Annotated in this window: 3 protein-coding genes; all 3 read right to left on the bottom strand. The window is 74.6% G+C overall.

Annotation, left to right across the window (positions count from 1 at the left end; all coding sequences use genetic code 11):
* Positions 1 to 64: 64 nt before the first annotated feature.
* Positions 65 to 829 (bottom strand): thioesterase II family protein, encoded by a 765-nt coding sequence (locus tag ACIBH3_RS32035; RefSeq protein WP_396315616.1) that lies wholly within the window; start codon positions 827 to 829, stop codon positions 65 to 67.
* A gap of 166 nt (positions 830 to 995) precedes the next feature.
* Positions 996 to 12782 (bottom strand): type I polyketide synthase, encoded by an 11787-nt coding sequence (locus ACIBH3_RS32030; protein WP_396315615.1) that lies wholly within the window; start codon positions 12780 to 12782, stop codon positions 996 to 998.
* Positions 12783 to 12832: 50 nt separating this feature from the next.
* On the bottom strand, positions 12833 to 24088 hold an 11256-nt coding region (locus tag ACIBH3_RS32025; RefSeq protein ID WP_396315614.1), incomplete at its 5' end, for an SDR family NAD(P)-dependent oxidoreductase.

Genomic DNA, 24088 nt, shown 5'->3' with positions numbered 1-24088 from the left:
CCCGCCCGGGCCCGCCGCCGACCCCGCTCCTCCAGCGGGGCCGGCGGCGTTCGCACGCCCGGGGTCAGGAGGCGTACGCGGCCAGCCGGTCGGTGATGTCGGCCAGCACGGCCTTCTGGTGGGCGGCCAGGTAGAAGTGGCCGCCCGGGAACACCCGCAGCGCGAAGTCGCCGGTGGTCTCCTCGGCCCACGCCTTGGCCTCCTCCACGCTCGACTTCACGTCGTCGTCACCGATCATCGCCGTGATCGGGGTGCTCAGCGGGCCACCCTCCGGGCGGCGGTAGGTCTCGATCGCCCGGTAGTCGTTGCGGATCGCCGGGAGGATCATCCGCAGGATCTCCTCGTCGCCGAGCAGCGCCGTGTTGGTGCCGCTGAGCGACTTGAGCTCCGCCACCAGGCCGTCGTCGTCCCGCAGGTGGACACTCTCGTCGCGGTGGGTGGCGGGCCCGCGCCGCCCGGAGGCGAACAGCGCGGCCGGTGCGCGGCCGTCCGCCTCCAGCCGGCGGGCCACCTCGAAGCCGAGGACCGCACCCATGCTGTGGCCGAAGATCGCCAGCGGACGGTCGTCCGCCACCAGCCCCAGCACCCGGTGGATCCGGTCGGCCAGCTCGGCGACGGTGCCGATGCTCGGCTCGGAGCGGCGGTCCTGGCGGCCCGGGTACTGCACCGCGAGCACCTCGATCTGCGGGGACAGCGCGGTCGACACCGGGAAGTAGAAGCTCGCCGAGCCACCGGCGTGCGGCAGGCACAGCAGGCGCACCTTCGCGTCCGGAGCCTGGTGGAAGCGGCGGATCCAGAGGTCGTACTCGGCGGGGTTGGGCACGGTCATTCGGGGATCTCTCTCGTCTCTCGCGGGTGGGGTGGGGTCGGTTAAGGGGGCGAGGGGCCGCCGTCCCGGCCCGCCGGGGGTCGGGCCGGGACGGCGGCCACGGCACCGGCGCACGGGGAGCCGGTGCCCGGAAGGGTGCGGTGCCGCGAACGGCACCGCACCGGGCTCAGCAGACCTCGCGCAGCCAGTTTTCGATCAGCGCGGCGGTCGCGGCGGCGTGCTCCTCCATGACGGTGAAGTGGTCGCCGAGGCCGTCGAGCACCGTGTGCTCGTGCGGCCACGAGGCGCGGGCCCCGCTGGTCAGGCTCTCCTCCCCGCCGCCGGGGACGGACAGCGACTCGGGCGCCCGCACCAGCAGCGTCGGCGCGGCGATCTCCGCGGGCCGCCAGCCGGTGAACAGCCGCAGGTAGCCGCCCATGGCGGTGAGCCTGGCGTCGTCCATCGGCACGTACGCGCCCTCCCGGGCCAGCATGGCGCCCGTCAGGACGGGCAGCAGCTCGGCGACGGATGTCGCGCCCCCGGCGACCTCCGCGGCGACGTCCCCGGGACCGGCCGGTCCGAAGGAGTACGTGTCGACCAGCACGACGGCGGACGGCCCGGCGCCGAGCTCCTCCAGCCGGTCGGCCGTCGCATGGGCGAGCAGGCCGCCGGTCGAGTGGCCGAGCAGCACGAACTTCGCTCCCCCGGCCGCCCGCAGCACGCTCTGCGCCGCCAGTTCGAGGATCGCCGCCGCGTCGGCGGGCAGCCGCTCGCCGTCCAGGAAGCCGGGCAGCGGAAGCGCGTTCACAGCGCGCCGGCCCCGGAACGCGGCGGCCAGCCGCGCGTACTGGTGCGGGCCTGAGATCGCCAGCAGCGAGGGCAGGCAGACCAGCACCGGCTGCTCCGGGCCCTGCGCCAGCCGCACCGGCTCCATCACCGGCCCTGACTCCCGCGCCACCTCCGCCGCCCCGAAGGACGGGCGGAAGCGGGAGGCCGCGAACAGCAGCTCCATGAACTCTCCACTGCGGCCCGAGCCGGCCGCCGACCGCAGCAGGGTGCCGATGGTGCCCAGCGGGCGCCCGGCCTCCCCGCCGTCGGCGTCCCCGCTCCCGCCGGGCGCCGCGGCCCCGGCGGCGGCCGGGCCGTCCGCGGACGGGCCGGAGGCCGGGGCGGCCGACGCCAGCAGCGTCCGCAGCCGGGCGGCCAGCAGCCGCGGCGCCGGGTGGTCGAAGAGCAGCGTGGCCGGCAGCCGCAGGCCGGTGGCCGCGCCGAGGCGGTTGCGCAGCTCCACCGAGGTGAGCGAGTCGAAGCCGAGCTCCAGGAAGGCCCGTTCGGCGTCCACGGCCTCCGGCCGCGGGTGGCCGAGAACGGCGGCCGCGTGCACCCGGACCAGCTCCAGCAGCACGCCGTCCTGCTCCTCCGCGGACCGCCCGGCCAGCCGCTGGGCCAGGGCCTGCGGGGAGGACCCGCCGGCGGTCGCGGAGCGGCGTGCCGGGATCCGGACCAGGCCGCGCAGCAGCGCGGGCACCTGCCCGGAGGCGGCCGCGCCCGCCCGCACGCCCGCCAGGTCGATCCTGGCCGGCACCAGCAGCGCCCCGCCGGGGGCGGCCTCGGGCGCGACTCCGGACGGGTCGGCGGGGGTGGCGCCGGAGGGGTCGGCGGCCGGGTCCGGCGCGACGGGTGTGCCGGCCAGGGCCATCGCGATGTCGAAGAGCGCCAGGCCCTCCGCCGAGGACAGCCCGCCGACACCGCCGCGCGCCAGGCGCTGCACGCCCGCGTCGCCGAGGTCGCCGGTCATGGTGCTCTCCTCGGCCCACAGGCCCCAGGCGAGCGAGCTCGCTGGCAGGCCGGCGGCGCGACGGCGCTCGGCGAGGGCGTCCACGAAGGCGTTGGCGGCCGCGTAGTTGCCCTGCCCGGCCATACCGAACACACCGGCGGCGGACGAGAACAGGACGAACGCGGCGAGCGGCCGGTGCGCGGTCAGTTCGTGCAGGTTCCAGGCCGCGTCGACCTTCGGACGCAGCACGGCGTCGAGCCGCTCGGGGGTGAGCGAGGAGAGCACCCCGTCGTCCAGCACGCCGGCGGCGTGCACGACGGCGGTCAGCGGGTGCGTCAGGCCGTCCAGGAGGCCGGCCAGGGACGCGCGGTCGGCGACGTCGCACGCGGCGAGCGTCACCTCGGCGCCGAGGGCCGTCAGTTCGGCGGCCAGCTCCCCGGCGCCCTCGGCGTCCGCACCCCGGCGCGAGACCAGGAGCAGGCGGCGGGCCCCGTACGCGGTGACCAGGTGCCGGCTGAACAGCGCACCGAGCAGGCCCGTCGCGCCGGTGACCAGCACCGTGCCGTCCGGGTCGAGCCCGGGCGCCTTCCCCCCGCCGGTGTCGGGCACCCGCGCCAGGCGCGGGGCGAGCCCGGCACCGGCCCGCAGTGCCAGCTGCGGCTCCCCGCAGGCGACGGCCTGCGGCAGGGCGCGCAGCGAGGCCGCGTCGCCGTCCAGGTCGACCAGCACGATCCGGTCCGGGTTCTCCGACTGCGCCGTCCGCAGCAGGCCCCAGGCGGCCGCGGCCGTCAGGTCCTCGGCGGTCGTCGCACCGCGGGTCACCACGACGAGACGGGAGTCCGCGAAGGCCTCCAGGGCGAACCAGCGCTGGAGCAGCCCGAGCAGCCCGTGCAGGCGGGCGCGGGTGGCGCCCGCCATGCCGGGCCCGCTCTCCGCTGCGGCCCCGGCCTCCGCACTCCCGCCGGCGTCGGCGGCCGCATCGATCGCATCGACCGTGCCGATCAGCGGCAGGACGACGGTGCCCGGGACCGCGGTGCCCTCGGCGACGGCCTGGGCCAGCGCGTCCAGTCCGGCGTACGCGGTCGCCCGGCTCAGGCCGAGCAGCCGCTCCGGCCCGTCGGCGGGCCCCTCGGACGGCGTGTCGGCGGTGCCGTCCCCGTCCCCGAGGACCGCCCAGCCGTCGCCCGGCGCGTTCGCGGCGGGCGCGCCGAGCGGAACCGGCGCCCAGTCGAGCCGGAACAGCGACTCGTGGAAGGGCGTGCGCCCGGCCGACAGCTGATCCACCGCGACCGGCCGCAGCACCAGCTGCTCGACCGAGGCGACCGGTGCACCGGCTCCGTCCGCCACCGCCAACGACACCGTGTCGGCGCCCTGCGCGGTGATCCGCACCCGCAGCGCGGTCGCCCCCACGGCGTGCAGGCTCACCCCGCCCCAGGCGAACGGCAGGCGGGCCTGCCCGGCGTCGGCGAGCACACCGCCGAGGCCGATGGCGTGCAAGGCGCCGTCCAGCAACGCCGGGTGCAGCCCGTAGCGGGCCGCCTGGTCCCGGCTCTCCTCCGGCAGCTCGACCTCGGCGAACAGCTCACCGTCGCGGCGCCAGGCGGCGCGCAGGCTCTGGAACACCGGGCCGTAGCCGAACCCGGCGGCCGCGAAGCCCTGGTAGAGCGCGTCGACCGGCACCGCCTCGGCACCCGCCGGCGGCCACACCGCCAGGCCGGCGTCCGTAGGCGCAGACGTACCTTCACCCGCCGGATCCGCACCCGCGGAGAGCAGCCCGGCAGCGTGCCGGGTCCACGGCTCCTCGGCAGCGGAGGCCTCGGTGCGGGAGTAGAGGCTGACGGTGCGCCGGCCGGCCTCGTCCGGCGCGCCGACCCAGAGCTGCACCTGCACCCCGCCCTGGGCGGGCAGGAACAGCGGGGCCTGGAGCGTCAGCTCGTCCAGCCTGTCGCAGCCCACCTGGTCGCCGGCCCGGACGGCCAACTCCACGAAGGCGGTGCCCGGCAGCAGCACCAGGTCGCCGACGGCGTGGTCGGCCAGCCACGGGTGGGAGTCCAGGCCGAGGCGGCCGGTGAACAGGTGGCCCTCGCCGTCACCGTCCGCCAGCGCGAGCGACGCGCCCAGCAGCGGGTGGTCGGCCGCCCCGAGGCCGGCGGAGGCGACGTCGCCCAGCCAGCCGCTCAGCGGGCGCGGCCAGTAGTTCTCCCGCTCGAAGGCGTACGTCGGCAGCGCGACCGGAGTCACGCCGGTGCCGGCGAAGGCGGCGGCCCGCCAGTCGACGGGCACCCCGCGCACCCAGGCCTCGGCGAGCGAGGCCAGCACCCGGCGGGGCCCGCCCTCGTCGCGGCGCAGCGTGCCGACCGTGACCGCGTCGCAGCCGGCCTGCTCGGCGCTCTCCTGAAGGCCCGTCACCAGCACCGGGTGGGCGCTGACCTCCACGAACGTGCCGACACCCTGCTCGCGCAGCAGCGCCTGGGTCGCCTCGGCGAAGCGGACGGTGGTGCGGAGGTTGGTGTACCAGTACTCGCCGTCCATGCCGGAGCCGTCGACCAGCTCACCCGTCACCGTCGAGAAGACCGGCACCCGGCCGGCCCGCGGGCGGATCTCGGAGAGCACGTCCAGCAGTTCGGCGCGGATCGACTCCACCTGCGCCGAGTGCGAGGCGTAGTCCACCGGGATGCGGCGGGCACGCACACCATCCGCCTCGCAGGAGGCCAGCAGCTCGTCCAGGGCGGCGGGTTCACCGGAGACGACCACCGACGACGGGCCGTTCACCGCCGCCACCGAGATCCGCTCCTCACCCCACTGCGCCAGGCGCTCACGCACCCGCTCCACCGGCAGCGTCACCGACACCATGCCGCCCAGACCCGCCAGACCACCGGCGATCGCCCGGCTACGCAACGCCACCACCCGGGCACCGTCCTCCAGCGACAACGCACCCGCCACCACCGCAGCCGCGATCTCACCCTGCGAATGCCCCACCACCACACCCGGCTCCACACCGGACGCCCGCCACACCTCCGCCAGCGAAACCATCACCGCCCACAACACCGGCTGCACCACATCCACCCGGTCCATCCAGGCATCACCCTCGACACCCCGCACCACATCCAGCAGCGCCCACCCATCCACGAACGGCGCCAACGCCGCCCCGCACTCCGCCATCCGAGCCGCGAACACCACCGACGACCCCAACAGCTCCACCGCCATCGCCGCCCACTGCGAACCCTGACCGGGGAAGACGAACGCCACCTTCCCCGCAGAACCCGCCACACCCCGGACCTGACCGGCCGACACGCCGTCGGCCACCAGGCTCTCCAGTGCCGTCCTGAGCTCGCTGACGTCGGCACCCACCAGGACGGCCCGGTGCTCGAAGGCGGCCCGGGTCGACGCCAGGGCGAGGCCGACCGCCTCGGGCGCGGTGTCCGGCGCGGCGTCCAGCAGGTCGAGCAGGCGCCGCGCCTGGCCGGCCAGCGCGCCGGGTGTCCGGGCCGAGAGCAGCCAGGGCAAGCCGGACGCGAGCGCGGGTGCGGGCGGCTGCGCGCCGTCCCCGTCCGCCGTCTCGCCGGGGGCGGGCTCGGGGGCCTGCTCCAGGATGATGTGCGCGTTGGTGCCGCTGAATCCGAAGGAGGAGACCGCCGAGCGGCGCGGGTGGTCGTTCTCCGGCCAGTCGCGGGTCTCGGCGAGCAGCTCGACGGCGCCCGCCGACCAGTCGACGTGCGAGGACGGCTCGCCGACGTGGAGGCTCTTGGGCAGCACCCCGTGCTGCATCGCCAGCACCATCTTCATCACACCGGCCGCACCGGCCGCCGCCTGGGTGTGGCCCATGTTGGACTTCACCGAGCCGAGCCAGAGCGGACGGTCCTCGGTCCGGCCCTGGCCGTAGGTGGCGAGCAGGGCCTGCGCCTCGATCGGGTCGCCCAGAGTGGTCCCGGTGCCGTGTGCCTCGACCGCGTCGACCTGGTCGGGCGTCAGGCCCGCGTTCGCCAGGGCCTGCTTGATCACTCGCTGCTGGGACGGCCCGTTGGGCGCGGTGAGCCCGTTCGACGCGCCGTCCTGGTTGACGGCGCTGGCGCGGACGATGCCGAGCACCGGGTGCCCGTTGCGGCGGGCGTCCGACAGCCGCTCGACCAGGATCATGCCGACGCCCTCGCCCCAGCCCGTACCGTCCGCATCGTCCGAGAACGCCTTGCAGCGCCCGTCGGTGGCCAGACCACGCTGCCGGCTGAACTCCACGAAGGTGCTCGGCGTCAGCATCACCGTCACGCCGCCCGCCAGAGCGAGCGTCGACTCCCCCTGCCGCAACGACTGGCAGGCCAGGTGGAGCGCGACGAGCGAGGACGAGCAGGCCGTGTCGATGGTGACGGCCGGCCCCTCAAGACCGAAGGTGTACGAGACCCGACCGGAGGCGATGCTGCCGGAGGTCCCGGTGCTGATCTGGCCCTCGGCGCCCTCCACCGACTGCTGGAGCACCATGGCGTAGTCGTTGTACATGACGCCGACGAAGACGCCGGTCCGGCTGCCTCGGATCGTCCCCGGGTCGATGCCGGCCCGCTCGAACGCCTCCCAGGAGGTCTCCAGCAGCAGGCGCTGCTGCGGGTCCATCGACATCGCCTCACGCGGCGAGATCCCGAAGAAGCCCGGGTCGAACTCCCCCGCCCGGTGCAGGAATCCGCCCTCGCGCACGTACGAGGTGCCCTGGTGGTCGGGGTCCGGGTGGTAGAGGTTGTCGGTGTCCCAGCCACGGTCCTCGGGGAAGAAGGAGAGCGCGTCCCGCCCGTCGGCGACCAGGCGCCACAGCTCCTCCGGGGAGTCCACCCCGCCGGGGAAGCGGCAGGCCATGCCGACGATAGCGATCGGCTCGTCGTCCAGGGCCGCCGAGGCCGCCACCGGGAGACCGCCGGCGGCGGGCAATGCGCCGAGGAGTTCGGTACGCAGCTGCTCGGCGAGCACACCCGGGCTCGGATAGTCGAAGACCAGTGTGGCGGGCAGCCGCAGACCGGTGACGCCGTTGAGGCGGTTGCGCAGCTCGACGGCGGTCAGCGAGTCGAAGCCGAGGTCCTTGAACGCGCGGTTGGTGTCCACGGACGCGGCACTCGGATAGCCGAGCACGGCGGCGACCTCGGCGCGGACCAGGTCGAGCAGCAGGGCCTCCCGCTCGGCCTCGCCCAGCGCCGCCAGCCGGTCGGCGAGCGCCGACCCGCCGGCTCCCGCGCTCCCCGTGGCCGCCCGCCGCAGCGGCACCCGCACCAGGCCGCGCAGGACCGGCGGCACCGGGCCGCCGGAGGCCGCCTGGGCGCGCAGTGCGGCGAGGTCGAGTCGGATCGGGACGAGGACGGCTTCGTCGAGCTCCCCGGCCGCGTCGAGCAGGGCGAGACCGTCCGCGGTGGACAGCGCCTGCACCCCGCCACGGGCCATCCGCTGCACATCGGCGTCCTCCAGCTCGGCGGCCATACCGCCGCCGTCCTCGGCCCACAGGCCCCAGGCGAGGGACGTGGCGGGCAGACCGGCCGCGCGGCGGTGCTCGGCCAGCGCGTCCAGGAAGGCGTTGGCCGCCGCGTAGTTCGCCTGCCCCGCCGCACCGAACACACCGGCGGCGGACGAGAACAGCACGAACGCCGCGAGATCCTGATCCTTCGTCAGCTCGTGCAGGTTCCAGGCCGCGTCCACCTTCGGACGCAGGACCGTGTCCAGCCGCTCCGGAGTGAGGGACGGCACGATCCCATCGTCCAGCACACCCGCCGTGTGCACGACCGCCGTCAACCGCACACCGCCCAGAAGCCCCGCCAGCGCGCCACGGTCGGCCACATCACACGCCGCGAACGCCACCTCGGCGCCCAGGGCCCTCAGTTCGGCCGCCAGCTCCGCCGCACCTTCCGCCCCAGACCCGCGACGCGAGACCAGCAGGAGCCTGCGGGCCCCGTACTCCGTCACCAGATGACGCGCGACCACCCCACCGAGCGAACCCGTCGCACCCGTCAGCAACACCGTCCCCGCAGGGTCCAACGCCCGCAGACCATCCGCCGGAGCAACCGTCTCGGCGGCGCGCATCAGCCGTCGCGCGGACGCCTCGCCCGCACGCAGGGTGAGTTCGGGCTCCTCGGCGCCGATCGCGAACGGGAGCGCCTTCAGGGAAGCCGGGTCCTCGTCGAGGTCGACCAGCACGATCCGGCCCGGGTTCTCCGACTGCGCCGAACGCAACAGGCCGTGCACGGCGGCGGCCGGCAGGTCGGCGGCGGTGGTCGCACCCCGGGTCACCACGACCAGGCGGGAGTCCGCGAACTCCTCCGCCGCCAGCCACTCCTGCACCAGCGCGAGGGCGTCCCGGACGGCCGTGTGCGTGGCCTCGGCCAGGTCCGGGCCGCTCGCCCCGGGGACCGGAAGCACCAGCGTGGCCGGTACCGCCCCGCCGCCGGCCACCGCGGCCAGGTCCGTGAACCGCACCGCACCCGGCAGGCCCAGGTCGTCCCCGCCCAGCACCCCGATCGACCCGGGCGCCGGTGTCTCCTGCGGCAGCGGCACCGGCAGCCACTGCGGGCGGAACAGCGACTCCTGCCGGCCACCCGCCAAGTGCTCCGGCGCAAACGGCCGCAGGACCAGCGTGCCGACCTCGGCGACCGCCCGGCCTGTGCCGTCCGCGACAGCCAGCGACACCGTATCCGCGCCGGTGGCGGCGATCCGTACGCGCAGCTCGCTCGCGCCGGCCGCGAACAGCGACACGTCCGACCAGGCGAACGGCAGCCGCCCCTGGCCGGTGTCCTCGAACACGCGGCCCGCACCGACCGCGTGCAGCGCGGCATCCAGCAGCGCCGGGTGCAGACCGAAGAAGCCGGCCTCCGCCCGTGCCTCCTCCGGCAGGGCAACCTCGGCGAACACCTCACCGTCCCGCCGCCACGCCGCCCGCAGCCCCCGGAACACCGGCCCGTACGCGAAGCCCGCGCCGGCGAACGCCTCGTACACCCCGTCCACCGGAACCTGCTCCGCACCCGCCGGCGGCCACTCGCTCAGATCGAACGCGGCCGTGGCACTCCCCGCCGCCAGCACGCCCGCCGCGTGGCGCAGCCACGGTTCGTCCAGCGGCGCATCCTCCAGCCGGGAGAACACCGCCACCGAACGACGGCCCGCCGCATCCGGCACGCCTACCGACAGCTGGACCTGGACGGCGCCACGCGCCGGGAGCACAAGCGGCGCCTCCAGCGTCAACTCCTCGACCAGACCGCAACCCACCTGGTCGCCGGCCCGCACCGCGAGCTCCACGAACGCCGTCCCCGGCAGCAGCACGCTGCCGGCGACGGCGTGATCCGCCAGCCACGGGTGAGCGTCCAGGGCGAGCCGACCCGTGAACACATGGCCGTCCGCGTCCGCGAGCGCCAGCGAGGCACCGAGCAACGGGTGATCCGCCACGCCCAGACCCGCGGACACCACGTCTCCGACGAAGCCACGCAGCGGCCTCGGCCAGAAGTACTCCTGCTGGAAGGCGTAGGTGGGCAGGTCGACGCGCTGGGCGGCGGTGCCGGCGAAGACGGCCTGCCAGTCGAGCTTGACGCCGCGCACGTGCAGCTGGGCCAGGGCGGTGGTGAAGCTGAGGGCCTCGGCGCGGTCCCGGCGCAGGGTGGGAGCGAGGACGGCGTCGGAGTCCTCCGCCAGGCACTGCTGAGCCATCGCCGTCAGGGTGCCGTCAGGGCCGAGTTCCAGGAAGGTCCGGACGCCCTCGGCCTCCAGCACACGGACGGCGTCGGCGAAGCGCACGGCCTCGCGGACGTGGCGCACCCAGTACTCGGGGTCGGTCAGCTCCTCGGCGGACGCGAGCGCACCGGTGAGGGTGGAGACGACCGGGATCCGCGGCGCAGTGAACGTCAGCTGCTCGGCGACCGCACGGAAGTCCGCCAGCATGCCGTCCATCAACGGCGAATGGAACGCGTGGCTCACCGTCAGCCGCTTGGACTTGCGGCCCTCCAGCTCGGCCACGACCGCCAGCACCGCGTCCTCGACGCCCGAGATCACCACGGAGGTGGGCCCGTTGACCGCCGCGATCGCCACCTCGTCAGTGAGCAGCGGCAGCACCTCGGCCTCCGTCGCCTGCACCGCGACCATGGCCCCACCGCGCGGCAGCTCCTGCATCAACCGGCCACGAGCGGCCACCAGCGTCGCGGCGTCGGCCAGGGACAGCACCCCGGCGACGTGCGCGGCGGCCAGCTCACCGATCGAATGCCCCGCCAGGAAGTCCGGGCGGATACCCCACGACTCGACGAGCCGGAACAGCGCCACCTCAAGCGCGAACAACGCCGGCTGGGTGAAGCCCGTCTCGTCGATCAGCTCCGCATCCGCGATCGCCTCGCGCAGCGGACGATCCAGCAGCGGATCCAGCTCCGCGCAGACGGCATCGAAGGCATCCCGGTACACCGGGTACGCGGCGTACAGCTCCTCCCCCATCGCGGCCCGCTGACTGCCCTGCCCCGCGAACAGGAAGGCCGTCCGCCCCGCCGTCCCCGACACCCCGGACACCGAAACCGACGCCGATGCCGAACCCGCACCCGGCCCACCCGCCGCCAGCGCCTCCAGCCCCGCCAGCACCTGCGCCCGGTCACCGCCCACCAGCGCCGCCCGGTGCTCGAACGCCGAGCGGGCCGTCGCCAGCGTGAACGCCACATCCGCCAGACCCAGCCCCGGCTCCGCCACCAGGCGCTGCGCCAACCGCCCCGCCTGACCCCGCAGCGCCTCCGCCGACCGCCCGGACAGCACCACCGGCACCGGAACACCCGGCACGCCCGCAGCCACGGCCACGGGCTCCTCGGCATCCACCGCCGGAGCCTGCTCCAGGATGATGTGCGCGTTGGTACCGCTGAACCCGAAGGACGAGACCGCCGAGCGGCGCGGCTCGCCGGTCTCCGGCCACTGCTCCGCCTCGCTCAGCAGCTCGACGGCTCCTGCCGACCAGTCGACGTGCGAGGACGGCTCGCCCACGTGGAGGCTCTTGGGCAGCACCCCGTGCTGCATCGCCAGCACCATCTTCATCACACCGGCCGCACCGGCCGCCGCCTGGGTGTGCCCCAGGTTCGACTTCACCGACCCCAGCTTCAGCGCTCGCCCACCGGGTCGGCCCTGCCCGTACGTCGCGAGCAGCGCCTGCGCCTCGATCGGGTCGCCCAGCGTGGTGCCGGTGCCGTGTGCCTCGACCGCGTCGACCTGGTCGCTGGTCAGACCGGCGTTGCTGAGCGCCTGCTTGATCACGCGCTGCTGCGACGGGCCGTTGGGCGCGGTGAGGCCGTTGGACGCACCGTCCTGGTTGACCGCCGACCCGCGCACGATGCCCAGCACGCGATGCCCGTTGCGCCGCGCGTCCGAGAGCCGCTCCACGAGCAGCATGCCCACGCCCTCGCCCCAGCCGGTGCCGTCCGCGTCGTCCGAGAACGCCTTGCAACGCCCGTCCGTCGCCAGACCACGCTGCCGGCTGAACTCCACGAAGGTGCCCGGGGTCAGCATCACCGTCACGCCACCGGCCAGTGCCAGCGTGGACTCTCCGGTGCGCAGCGACTGGCAGGCCAGGTGGAGTGCGACCAGCGAGGACGAGCAGGCCGTGTCGATCGTCACGGCCGGCCCCTCCAGGCCCAGCGTGTACGAGACCCGCCCGGACGCGATGCTGCCCGAGGTGCCCGTGCCGATCTGACCCTCGGCGCCCTCCACCGACTGCTGGAGCAGCATGCCGTAGTCGTTGTACATCACGCCGACGAAGACACCCGTCCGGCTGCCGCGCAGGCTCACCGGGTCGATGCCGGCCCGCTCGAACGCCTCCCAGGAGGTCTCCAGCAGCAGCCGCTGCTGCGGGTCCATCGACAGGGCCTCACGCGGACTGATGCCGAAGAACCCCGGGTCGAACTCCCCTGCCCGGTGCAGGAATCCGCCTTCCCTGGCGTAGGAGGTGCCGGGGTGGTCGGGGTCCGGGTGGTAGAGGCTCTCGACGTCCCAGCCACGGTCCTCGGGGAAGGACGACACCGCGTCCCGCCCGTCGGCGACCAGGTGCCACAGCTCCTCCGGCGAGTCCACCCCGCCGGGGAAGCGGCAGGCCATGCCGACGATGGCGATCGGCTCGTGCTCGCCGTCCTCGATCTCCTTCAGCCGTCGGCGTGTCTCGTGGAGATCCGCCGTGACGCGCTTGAGGAAGTACCGAAGCTTGTCCTCGGCCGCCTGGTCTGCCGGCATGTCAGGTCACCTTTCAGGATGTTGCAGAAGGTCGGGCGGTGGCGGAGCGGTCAGGAGATGCCGAATTCCTTGCCGATGAAGTCGAAGAGGTCGTCATCGGTGGCCTCCTCCAGTTCCTCGGAGACGGCGGCGTTCTCCGCCGAGGCGGCCTGCTGGTCGTTCCACCTGGTGACCAGCGACTGCAGTCGGTTGGCGACCCGGAGATGGCCGTCGTCGTCCGCCGGTGTCCCGAGCAGTGCGGCCTCCAGCCGGTCCAGCTCGGCCAGCAGTGGCACCAGGGCCGCCGCCGGGTCGGGCACGGCCTCCGCCCGCAGCAGGTCCACCAGGGCTGCCGGGGTCGGGTAGTCGAAGACCAGCGTGGCCGGCAGCCGCAGACCGGTGACCCCGTTGAGGCGGTTGCGCAGCTCGACGGCGGTCAGCGAGTCGAAGCCGAGGTCCTTGAACGCCCGGCCGGCGTCCACGGAAGCGGCACTCGGATAGCCGAGCACGGCCGCCACTTCCGAGCAGACCAGATCCAGCAGCACGGCCTCGTGCTCCGCCTCGGGCACCCCCAGCAGCCGCTGTGCCAGCGAGGGCCCGCCGGTCGTGCCGCCCGTCGCGGCCGCCCGGCGGGCGGTCACCCGGACCAGGCCGCGCAGGACCGGCGGCAGCATCCCGGCGTCGGCCTGGGCGCGCAGTGCGGCGAGGTCGAGGCGGATCGGGACGAGGACGGCTTCGTCGAGCTCCCCGGCCGCGTCGAGCAGGGCGAGACCGTCCGCGGTGGACAGCGCCTGCACCCCGCCACGGGCCATCCGCTGCACATCGGCGTCCTCCAGCGCGGCGGCCATACCGCCGTCCTCGGCCCAGAGGCCCCAGGCGAGGGACGTGGCGGGCAGACCGGCCGCGCGGCGGTGCTCGGCCAGCGCGTCCAGGAAGGCGTTGGCCGCCGCGTAGTTCGCCTGACCCGCCGCACCGAACACACCGGCGGCGGACGAGAACAGCACGAACGCCGCGAGATCCTGATCCTTCGTCAGCTCGTGCAGGTTCCAGGCCGCGTCCACCTTCGGACGCAGGACCGTGTCCAGCCGCTCCGGAGTGAGGGACGGCACGATCCCATCGTCCAGCACACCCGCCGTGTGCACGACCGCCGTCAACCGCACACCGCCCAGAAGCCCCGCCAGCGCGCCACGGTCGGCCACATCACACGCCGCGAACGCCACCTCGGCGCCCAGGGCCCTCAGTTCGGCCGCCAGCTCCGCCGCACCTTCCGCCCCAGACCCGCGACGCGAGACCAGCAGGAGCCTGCGGGCCCCGTACTCCGTCACCAGATGACGCGCGACCACCCCACCGAGCGAACCCGTCGCACCCGTCAGCAACACCGTCCCCTCAGGGTCCAACGCCCGCAGACCATCCGCCGGAGCAGCCGTCTCGGCGGCGCGGGCCAGGCGGAGCGCCGTGGCGGTGCCGGCCCGCAGGGCCAGCTGCGGTTCGTCGACGCCGAGCGCGTAGGGCAGGGCCCGCAGCGAGGCCGGGTCGTCGTCGAGGTCGACCAGGGTGATCCGGCCGGGGTTCTCGGACTGCGCCGAACGCAGCAAGCCTCGGACTGCGGCCGCGGGGAGGTTCCCCGCATCGGCGTCCCGGGTCAGCACGACCAGGCGGGAGTCCGCGAACTCCTCGGCCGCCAGCCACTCCTGCACCAGCGCGAGAGCGTCCCGGACGGCCGTGTGCGTGGCCTCGGCCAGGTCCGGGCCACTCGCCCCGGGGACCGGAAGCACCAGCAGGTCGGGGACGACACCGCCCTCGGCCGCGTCCGCCAGGTCCGCGAAGGCGATCGCCCCGCCCAGACCGAGATCGTCACCGCCCAGTACACCGATCACCCCGGCAGGAGCCTCCGGCGACAGCGCCACCGGCAGCCACTGCGGGCGGAACAGCGACTCGTGGCCGCCGGTGGCCGCCAGCTGCTCGGGCGAGAACGCCCGCAGCACCAGCGACTCGACGGTCGCCACCGGAGCACCCGAGGCATCCGCCACCGCGAGGGAGACCGAGTCGGGCCCGGTCGCGCTCATCCTGACGCGCAACTCGTCCGCGCCGGCCGCATGCAGAGACACCCCCGACCAGGCGAACGGCAACCGCCCCTGGCCCGTGTCCGCCAACAACCCACCAAGAGCCACCGAATGCAGCGAGGCGTCCAGCAACGCCGGATGCAGACCGAACAACCCCGCCTGGGCACGCACTTCCTCCGGCAGCACGACCTCGGCGAACACCTCACCCCCACACCGCCACGCCGCACGCAGCCCCCGGAACACCGGCCCGTACTCGAACCCCGCGCCGGCGAACGCCTCGTACACCCCGTCCACCGGCACGGACTCCGCACCCGCCGGCGGCCACTGCGTCAGCGCCTCACCCGCACCAGCCCCGGCCTCCGCCAGCACACCCACCGCATGCCGCGTCCAGAGCACGTCGGACGTCGCGTCCTCGGCCCTCGAGTGCAGGGTGACGGTCCGTCGACCCGACTCCTCGGGGCCCGCGACCGAGACCTGGATCTGCACCGCGCCCTTGTCGGGCACGACCAGCGGCGCCTCCAGCGTCAACTCCTCCAGCACCGCGCAGCCCACCTGCTCACCGGCCCGCACCGCCAGCTCGACGAAGGCCGTTCCCGGCAGCAGCACGCTGCCGGCGACGGCGTGATCCGCCAGCCACGGGTGGGCGTCCAGGGCGAGCCGCCCGGTGAACACATGGCCGTCCGCGTCCGCGAGCGCCAGAGAGGCACCGAGCAACGGGTGATCCGCCGCACCCAGACCCGCGGACACCACGTCCCCGACCAGCCCGGGTCGGGCGCGCGGCCAGTAGTTCTCCTGCTGGAAGGCGTAGGTGGGCAGGTCGACGCGCTGGGCGGCGGTGCCGGCGAAGACGGCCTGCCAGTCCAGCTTGACGCCGCGCACGTGCAGCTGGGCGAGAGCGGTGGCGAAGCTGAGCGCCTCGGCGCGGTCCCGGCGCAGGGCCGGGGTCAGGACGACGTCGGAGTCCTCCGTCAGGCACTGCTGAGCCATCGCCGTCAGCGTGCCGTCCGGGCCCAGCTCCAGGAACGTCCGGACACCCTCGGCCTCCAACACCTGGACTGCGTCGGCGAAGCGCACCGCCTCCCGGACATGCCGCACCCAGTACTCGGGCTCGGTGAGTTCGGTGGACACGAGCGCACCCGTCAGGGTCGAGACGACCGGGATCCGCGGCGCGCTGTACGCCAGCTGCGCCGCGACGGCCCGGAAGTCCGCCAGCATGCCGTCCATCAACGGCGAGTGGAACGCGTGGCTGACGGTGAGCCGCTTGGTCTTGCGACCGTCCGCCGCCAGCTTCTCCGCGACATCGAGGACGGCCTGCTCGGTACCCGAGATCACCACCGACGTGGGCCCGTTGACGGCGGCGATGCCGACACTGTCGGTCAGCAGCGGCAGCACGTCGGCCTCCGTCGCCTGGACGGCCACCATCGCCCCGCCGCGCGGCAGCTCCTGCATCAACCGGCCACGCGCCGCCACCAACTTCGCGGCGTCCGCCAGCGACAGCACACCCGCCACATGCGCGGCAGCCAGCTCACCGATCGAGTGCCCCGCGAGGAAGTCCGGCCGCACACCCCAGGACTCGACGAGGCGGTAGAGCGCGACCTCCAGGGCGAACAGCGCCGGCTGGGTGAAGCCCGTCTCGTTGACGAGCGTCTCGTCCGCGATCGCCTCGCGCAGCGGACGATCCAGCAGCGGATCCAGCTCCGCGCAGACAGCGTCGAAGGCGGCAGCGAACGCGGGGTAGGCGCCGTACAGCTCCTCGCCCATCGCGGCCCGCTGGCTGCCCTGGCCGGTGAACAGGAACGCCGTCCGGCCGCCGGTCACCGGGCCGGCGACCGCCCGGGCGGTGGACTCGCCGGCGGCGAGCGCGGCCAGGGCGGCCAGCAGCTCCGTGCGGTCGTCCGCCACCAGCGCGGCGCGCTGCTCGAAGGCCGACCGTGCCGTCGCGAGCGACCGAGCCAGGTCGGTCGCGTCCAACGCGGGACGTGCCAGCAGGAACCCGTGCAGGCGGGCGGCCTGACCCCGCAGGGCCTCCGGCGTCCGGCCGGACAGCACCAGCGGGACCGGCGCCACCGGTTCGTCCGACGTCGCGGGGGCCGGCTCCTCGGCGGGCGCCTGCTCCAGGATGATGTGCGCGTTGGTGCCGCTGAACCCGAAGGAGGAGACCGCCGAGCGGCGCGGACGCCCGCTCTCCGGCCAGTCGCGGGCCTCGGCGAGCAGCTCGACCGCGCCCGCCTCCCAGTCCACGTGCGAGGACGGCTCACCCACGTGCAGGCTCTTGGGCAGCACCCCGTGCTGCATCGCGAGGATCATCTTGATCACACCGGCCGCACCGGCCGCCGCCTGGGTGTGCCCCAGGTTGGACTTCACCGAGCCGAGCCAGAGCGGCTCCTCCTCGGTGTGCGCCTGACCGTACGTGGCCAGCAGCGCCTGCGCCTCGATCGGGTCACCGAGACGGGTGCCCGTGCCGTGCGCCTCCACCGCGTCCACCTGGTCGGCCGTCAGCCGGGCGTTCGCCAGCGCCTGCTGGATGACGCGCTGCTGCGAGGGGCCGTTGGGCGCGGTGAGCCCGTTGGACGCACCGTCCTGGTTGACCGCGCTGCCGCGCACGATGCCCAGCACGCGATGCCCGTTGCGCCGCGCGTCCGAGAGCCGCTCCACGAGCAGCATGCCCACGCCCTCGCCCCAGCCGGTGCCGTCCGCGTCGTCCGAGAACGCCTTGCAACGCCCGTCCGTCGCCAGACCACGCTGCCGACTGAACTCCACGAAGGTGCTCGGCGTCAGCATCACCGTCACGCCGCCCGCCAGAGCGAGCGTCGACTCCCCCTGCCGCAGCGACTGGCAGGCCAGGTGCAGCGCGACCAGCGAGGACGAGCAGGCCGTGTCGATCGTCACGGCCGGCCCTTCCAGGCCCAGCGTGTACGAGACCCGCCCGGACGCCACGCTGCCCGAGGTACCCGTGCCCACGTGGCCCTCGGCGCCCTCGGCGGACTGCTGGAGCAGCATGCCGTAGTCGTTGTACATCACGCCGACGAAGACACCCGTCCGGCTGCCGCGCATACCGACCGGGTCGATGCCGGCCCGCTCGAACGCCTCCCAGGAGGTCTCCAGCAGCAGCCGCTGCTGCGGGTCCATCGACATCGCCTCACGCGGCGAGATCCCGAAGAAGCCGGGGTCGAAGAGACCGGCGTCGTGCAGGAAGCCGCCTTCGCGGGCGTAGGAGGTGCCCTGGTGGTCCGGGTCCGGGTGGTAGAGGTTCTCGACGTCCCAGCCACGGTCCTCGGGGAAGAACGAGACCGCGTCCCGCCCGTCGGCGACCAGGCTCCACAGCTCCTCCGGCGAGTCCACCCCGCCGGGGAAGCGGCAGGCCATGCCGACGATCGCGATCGGCTCGTCGTCCAGGGCCGCGGCGACCGCCACCGGGAGTCCACCGGCGGCGGGCAATGCGCCGAGGAGTTCGGTACGCAGCTGGTCGGCGAGCACACCCGGGCTCGGGTAGTCGAACACCAGCGTGGCGGGCAGCCGCAGACCGGTGACGCCGTTGAGGCGGTTGCGCAGCTCGACGGCGGTCAGCGAGTCGAAGCCGAGCTCCTTGAAGGCGCGGCCGGCGTCCACGGCGGACGCGTCCGGGTAGCCCAGGACGGCTGCCACCTCGGCGCGGACCAGGTCGAGCAGCAGGGCCTCCCGCTCGGCCTCGCCCAGCGCCGCCAGCCGGTCGGCGAGCGCCGACCCGCCGCCGGTACCGGTGGATCCCGCGCCGTCGGCGGCGGCACGGCGCAGCGGCGCCCGGACCAGTCCTCGCAGCATCGGCGGCAGCAGGCCGGTGCCCGCCTGTGCGCGCAGGCCCGCCAGGTCGAGCTGGATGGGGACCAGTACGGGTTCGGCGGCGGCCAGGGACGCGTCGAACAGCAGCAGGCCGTCCTCGGCGCTCAGGGCGACCACGCCACCGCGGGCCATCCGCTCCACGTCGGAGCGGACCAGCGCGGCGGCCATACCGCCGTCCTCGGCCCAGAGGCCCCAGGCGAGGGACGTGGCGGGCAGACCGGCCGCGCGGCGGTGCTCGGCCAGCGCGTCCAGGAAGGCGTTGGCCGCCGCGTAGTTCGCCTGACCCGCCGCACCGAACACACCGGCGGCGGACGAGAACAGCACGAACGCCGCGAGATCCTGATCCTTCGTCAGCTCGTGCAGGTTCCAGGCCGCGTCCACCTTCGGACGCAGGACCGTGTCCAGCCGCTCCGGAGTGAGGGACGGCACGATCCCGTCGTCCAGCACACCCGCCGTGTGCACGACCGCCGTCAACCGCACACCGCCCAGAAGCCCCGCCAGCGCGCCACGGTCGGCCACATCACACGCCGCGAACGCCACCTCGGCGCCCAGGGCCCTCAGTTCGGCCGCCAGCTCCGCCGCACCTTCCGCCCCAGACCCGCGACGCGAGACCAGCAGGAGCCTGCGGGCCCCGTACTCCGTCACCAGATGACGCGCGACCACCCCACCGAGCGAACCCGTCGCACCCGTCACCAGCACCGTACCCTCGGGATCCAGCGCCGGAACCGAAGGCTCGACAGGCAGCACCCGCGCCAGCCTCGGCGCCAGCGCCACACCCGCGCGCAACGCCAGCTGCGGCTCACCACACCCCAACGCCCGGGCCAGGACCGCCGACGACTCGACGTCCTCGTCCAGGTCCACCAGCACGATCCGGCCCGGGTTCTCCGACTGCGCCGAACGCAACAGGCCGTGCACGGCGGCGGCCGGCAGGTCGGCGGCGGTGGTCGCACCCCGGGTCACCACGACCAGGCGGGAGTCCGCGAACTCCTCCGCCGCCAGCCACTCCTGCACCAGCGCCAGCGCCTCCCGCACCGCCGCGTGGGTGCCGGCCACCAGGTCGGCACTGCTCGCGGTGACGGCGGGGAACACCAGCGTGGCCGGTACCGCCCCGCCGCCGGCCACCGCGGCCAGGTCCGTGAACCGCACCGCACCCGGCAGGCCCAGGTCGTCCCCGCCCAGCACCCCGATCGAGCCGGCGGCCGGAGCCGACGCCGGCAGCGGCACGGGCGTCCATTCGGGGCGGAACAGCGATTCGTGACCGCCGGGAGCCGCCAGCTGCTCGGCGGCGAACGCCCGCAGCATCAGCGAGCCGACCACCGCGACCGGCTGCCCGGTGGCATCCGCCACCGCCAGCGACACAGCGTCCGCACCGGCCGCGGCGATCCGCACCCGGAGCTCGCCCGCGCCGGCCGCGAACAGCGACACGTCCGACCAGGCGAACGGCAGCCGGCCCTGGCCGGTCTCCTCCAGCAGCCCGCCCACGCCCACGGCGTGCAGCGCGGCATCCAGCAACGCCGGATGCAGACCGAAGAAGCCGGCCTCCACCCTGGCTTCCTCCGGCAGGGCAACCTCGGCGAACACCTCACCGTCCCGCCGCCACGCCGCCCGCAGGCCCCGGAACACCGGCCCGTACGCGAAGCCCGCGCCGGCGAACGCCTCGTACACCCCGTCCACCGGAAGCTGCTCCGCACCCGCCGGCGGCCACTCGCTCAGATCGAAGCCGGCAGGCTCGGCAGCCGGCGACAGGAAGCCTGCCGCGTGGCGCAGCCACGGTTCGTCCAGCGGCGCATCCTCCAGCCGGGAGAACACCGCCACCGAACGACGGCCCGCCGCATCCGGCACGCCCACCGACACCTGGACCTGCACACCACCACGCACCGGCAGCACCAGCGGCGCCTCCAGCGTCAACTCCTCGACCAGACCGCAACCCACCTGGTCGCCGGCCCGCACCGCGAGCTCCACGAACGCCGTCCCCGGCAGCAGCACGCTGCCGGCGACGGCGTGATCCGCCAGCCACGGCTGGGCGTCCAGGGCGAGCCGACCCGTGAACAGGACACCGTCGCCGTCGGCGAGGCCGACGAAGGCCCCCAGCAAGGGGTGCTCCGCCAGGTCGAGGCCCAGCTGAGCAGCAGCCGCATCGCCCACCAGGAGCGGCGGGGCCTCCAGCCAGTAGCGCTCGTACTGGAAGGCGTACGTGGGCAGGTCGATGCGGCGGGCTTCGGTGCCGGCGAAGACGGCCTGCCAGTCCAGCTTGACGCCGCGCACGTGCAGCTGGGCGAGAGCGGTGGCGAAGCTGAGCGCCTCGGCGCGGTCCCGGCGCAGGGCCGGGGTCAGGACGGCCTCGGAGTCCTCCGTCAGGCACTGCTGAGCCATCGCCGTCAGCGTGCCGTCCGGGCCGAGCTCCAGGAAGGTCCGGACGCCCTCGGCCTCCAGTACCTGGACCGCGTCGGCGAAGCGCACCGCCTCCCGGACATGCCGCACCCAGTACTCGGGCTCGGTGAGTTCGGTGGACACGAGCGCACCCGTCAGGGTCGAGACGACCGGGATCCGCGGCGCAGTGAACGTCAACCCCTCCGCGACCGCACGGAAGTCCGCCAGCATGCCGTCCATCAACGGCGAATGGAACGCGTGGCTCACCGTCAGCCGCTTGGTCTTACGGCCCTCCAGCTCGGCCACCACCGCCAGCACCGCGTCCTCGGCACCCGAGATCACCACCGACGTAGGCCCGTTGACCGCCGCGATGCCAACGTCCTTGGTCAGCAGCGGCAGCACCTCCGCCTCCGATGCCTGCACCGCCACCATCGCACCACCGCGCGGCAGCGCCTGCATCAACCGGCCACGAGCCGCCACCAACTTCGCGGCATCGGCCAGCGAGAACACACCCGCCACATGCGCAGCGGCCAGCTCACCGATCGAATGCCCGGCCAGGAAGTCCGGCCGCACACCCCACGACTCGACGAGCCGGAACAGCGCCACCTCCAACGCGAACAACGCCGGCTGCGTGAAGCCCGTCTCACCGACCAGCTCCGCATCCGCGATCGCCTCGCGCAACGGACGACCCAGCAACGGATCCAGCTCCGCGCAGACGGCGTCGAAGGCCTCCCGGTACACCGGGTACGCGCCGTACAGCTCCTCCCCCATCCCAGCACGCTGACTGCCCTGCCCCGCGAACAGGAACGCCGTCCGCCCCGCCGTCCCGGCGAGGCCTGCGACCAGGCCCGTGAAGGATCCCAGCTCCGCCACGATCCGGTCGGGCTCGGTGGCGAGCAGCACGGCCCGGTGCTCGAACGCGGTCCTGGTGGTGGCGAGTGAGTAGGCGAGGTCGACGGGCGACCAGGCCTCGGGCCGGGCCTTCAGGTGCTCGGCGAGCCGGGCAGCCTGGGCGCGCAGCGCCTCGGGGCTCTTGGCGGACAGGACCAGCGGGCGCGGGCCGCTCTGCGGCCGGTCCTCCGGAACGGCAGGCGGGGTGGGCGGCTGCTCGATGATGGTGTGGGCGTTCGTGCCGCTGACGCCGAAGGAGGACACGCCGGCCCGGCGGGGCCGTCCGGTCTCGGGCCACGGGCGGGCCTCGGTGAGCAGCTCGACCGCGCCCTCGGTCCAGTCGACGTGGGTGGAGGGTTCGCCGACGTGCAGGGTCTGCGGCAGCACGCCGTGCTGCATGGCGAGCACCACCTTGATGATGCCCGCGACGCCGGCGGCGGCCTGGGTGTGGCCGAGGTTGGACTTCACCGAGCCGAGCCAGAGCGGCTCCTCCTCGGTGTGCGCCTGACCGTACGTGGCGAGCAGCGCCTGCGCCTCGATCGGGTCGCCCAGCGTGGTGCCGGTGCCGTGCGCCTCGACCACGTCGACCTCCTCGGCCGACAGTCCGGCCGAGGCGAGTGCCTGGCGGATGACGCGCTGCTGGGAGGGGCCGTTGGGCGCGGTGAGGCCGTTGGACGCGCCGTCCTGGTTGATCGCCGAGCCGCGCACGATGCCGAGCACGGGGTGCCCGTTGCGGCGCGCGTCGGAGAGCCGCTCGACGAGCAGCATGCCGACGCCCTCGGCCCAGCCCGTACCGTCCGCATCGTCCGAGAAGGACTTGCAGCGGCCGTCGGCGGCCAGTCCGCGCTGGCGGCTGAAGTCGACGAAGGTGTCAGGCGTGGACATCACCGTCACGCCGCCGGCCAGGGCGAGTGAGCACTCGCCACTGCGCAGCGCCTGGATCGCCCAGTGGAGTGCGACCAGCGAGGAGGAGCAGGCGGTGTCGACGGTGACGGCCGGACCCTCCAGGCCCAGCACGTAGGCGACCCGGCCGGAGGCGATGCTGCCGGAGCTGCCGGTGCCGAGGTAGCCCTCGACGCCCGGCGGGATGGCCGGGAGACGGGAGATGTAGTCGTGGTACATCACGCCGGCGAAGACACCGGTGCGGCTGCCGCGGACCGTCTCCGGGTCGATGCCGGCCCGTTCGAACGCCTCCCAGGACGCTTCGAGCAGCAGGCGCTGCTGCGGGTCCATGGCCAGTGCCTCGCGCGGCGAGATCCCGAAGAACGCCGGGTCGAACTCGCTGGCGTTGTGCAGGAACCCGCCCTCGCGGGTGTACGAGGTGCCGGGGTGGTCCGGGTCGGGGTGGTACAGGTTCTCGACGTCCCAGCCGCGGTCGGTGGGGAAGGCGGAGATGCCGTCCGTACCGCCGGCGACCATCCGCCACAGGTCCTCGGGCGAGCGGACGCCGCCCGGGTAGCGGCAGGCCATGCCGACGATCGCGATCGGGTCGTCGTCGGCGACGGCGGCCCGTACGGGCGCACGCTCGGCGACGGCGTCGCGCAGGCCCAACGCCTCGGTCAGCAGGTAGCCGGCCACGGCGGTGGGGGTCGGGTAGTCGAAGACGACGGTGGCGGGCAGCCGGACACCGGTGGCGGCGCCCAGGCGGTTACGCAGCTCGACCGAGGTCAGGGAGTCGAAGCCGGTCTCGCGGAATGCCTTCACCGGGTCGACGGCGTGCGCGCCGGCGTGACCGAGCACCAGGGCGACCTGCGCGCGTACCAGATCGAGCAGTTCGCGCTGCTGCTCCTCCTCGGTGAGGCCGAGCAGGCGCTGCACCAGCGAGGAGCCGGCGGCGGAGGCCGCGGCGCCCTCGGCGGCGCGGCGGCTGGGCGTGCGGACCAGCCCGCGCAGCACGGCGGGCAGCCGGCCGACCCTGGCCTGGACGCGCAGACCGGCCTGGTCGAGTCGGATCGGCACCAGCGCGGCGGCGTCCTGGGCGAGGGCGGCGTCGAACAGGGCGAGGCCGAGGCCGGCGGTCAGGGGCGCGACGCCGCCGCGGGCCATCCGCTGCACGTCGGTGTCGTCCAGTGTGTCGGCCATGCCGCCTGCCCAGAGGCCCCAGGCGAGGGAGGTGGCGGGCAGACCGGCCGCGCGGCGGTGCTCGGCCAGCGCGTCCAGGAAGGCGTTGGCCGCCGCGTAGTT

Source organism: Kitasatospora sp. NPDC050543 (assembly GCF_044457565.1).
Taxonomy (GTDB): Bacteria; Actinomycetota; Actinomycetes; order Streptomycetales; family Streptomycetaceae; genus Kitasatospora.
Note: the sequence above shows the minus strand (reverse complement) of the source record. Positions and strands in the feature narration are given on the sequence as shown.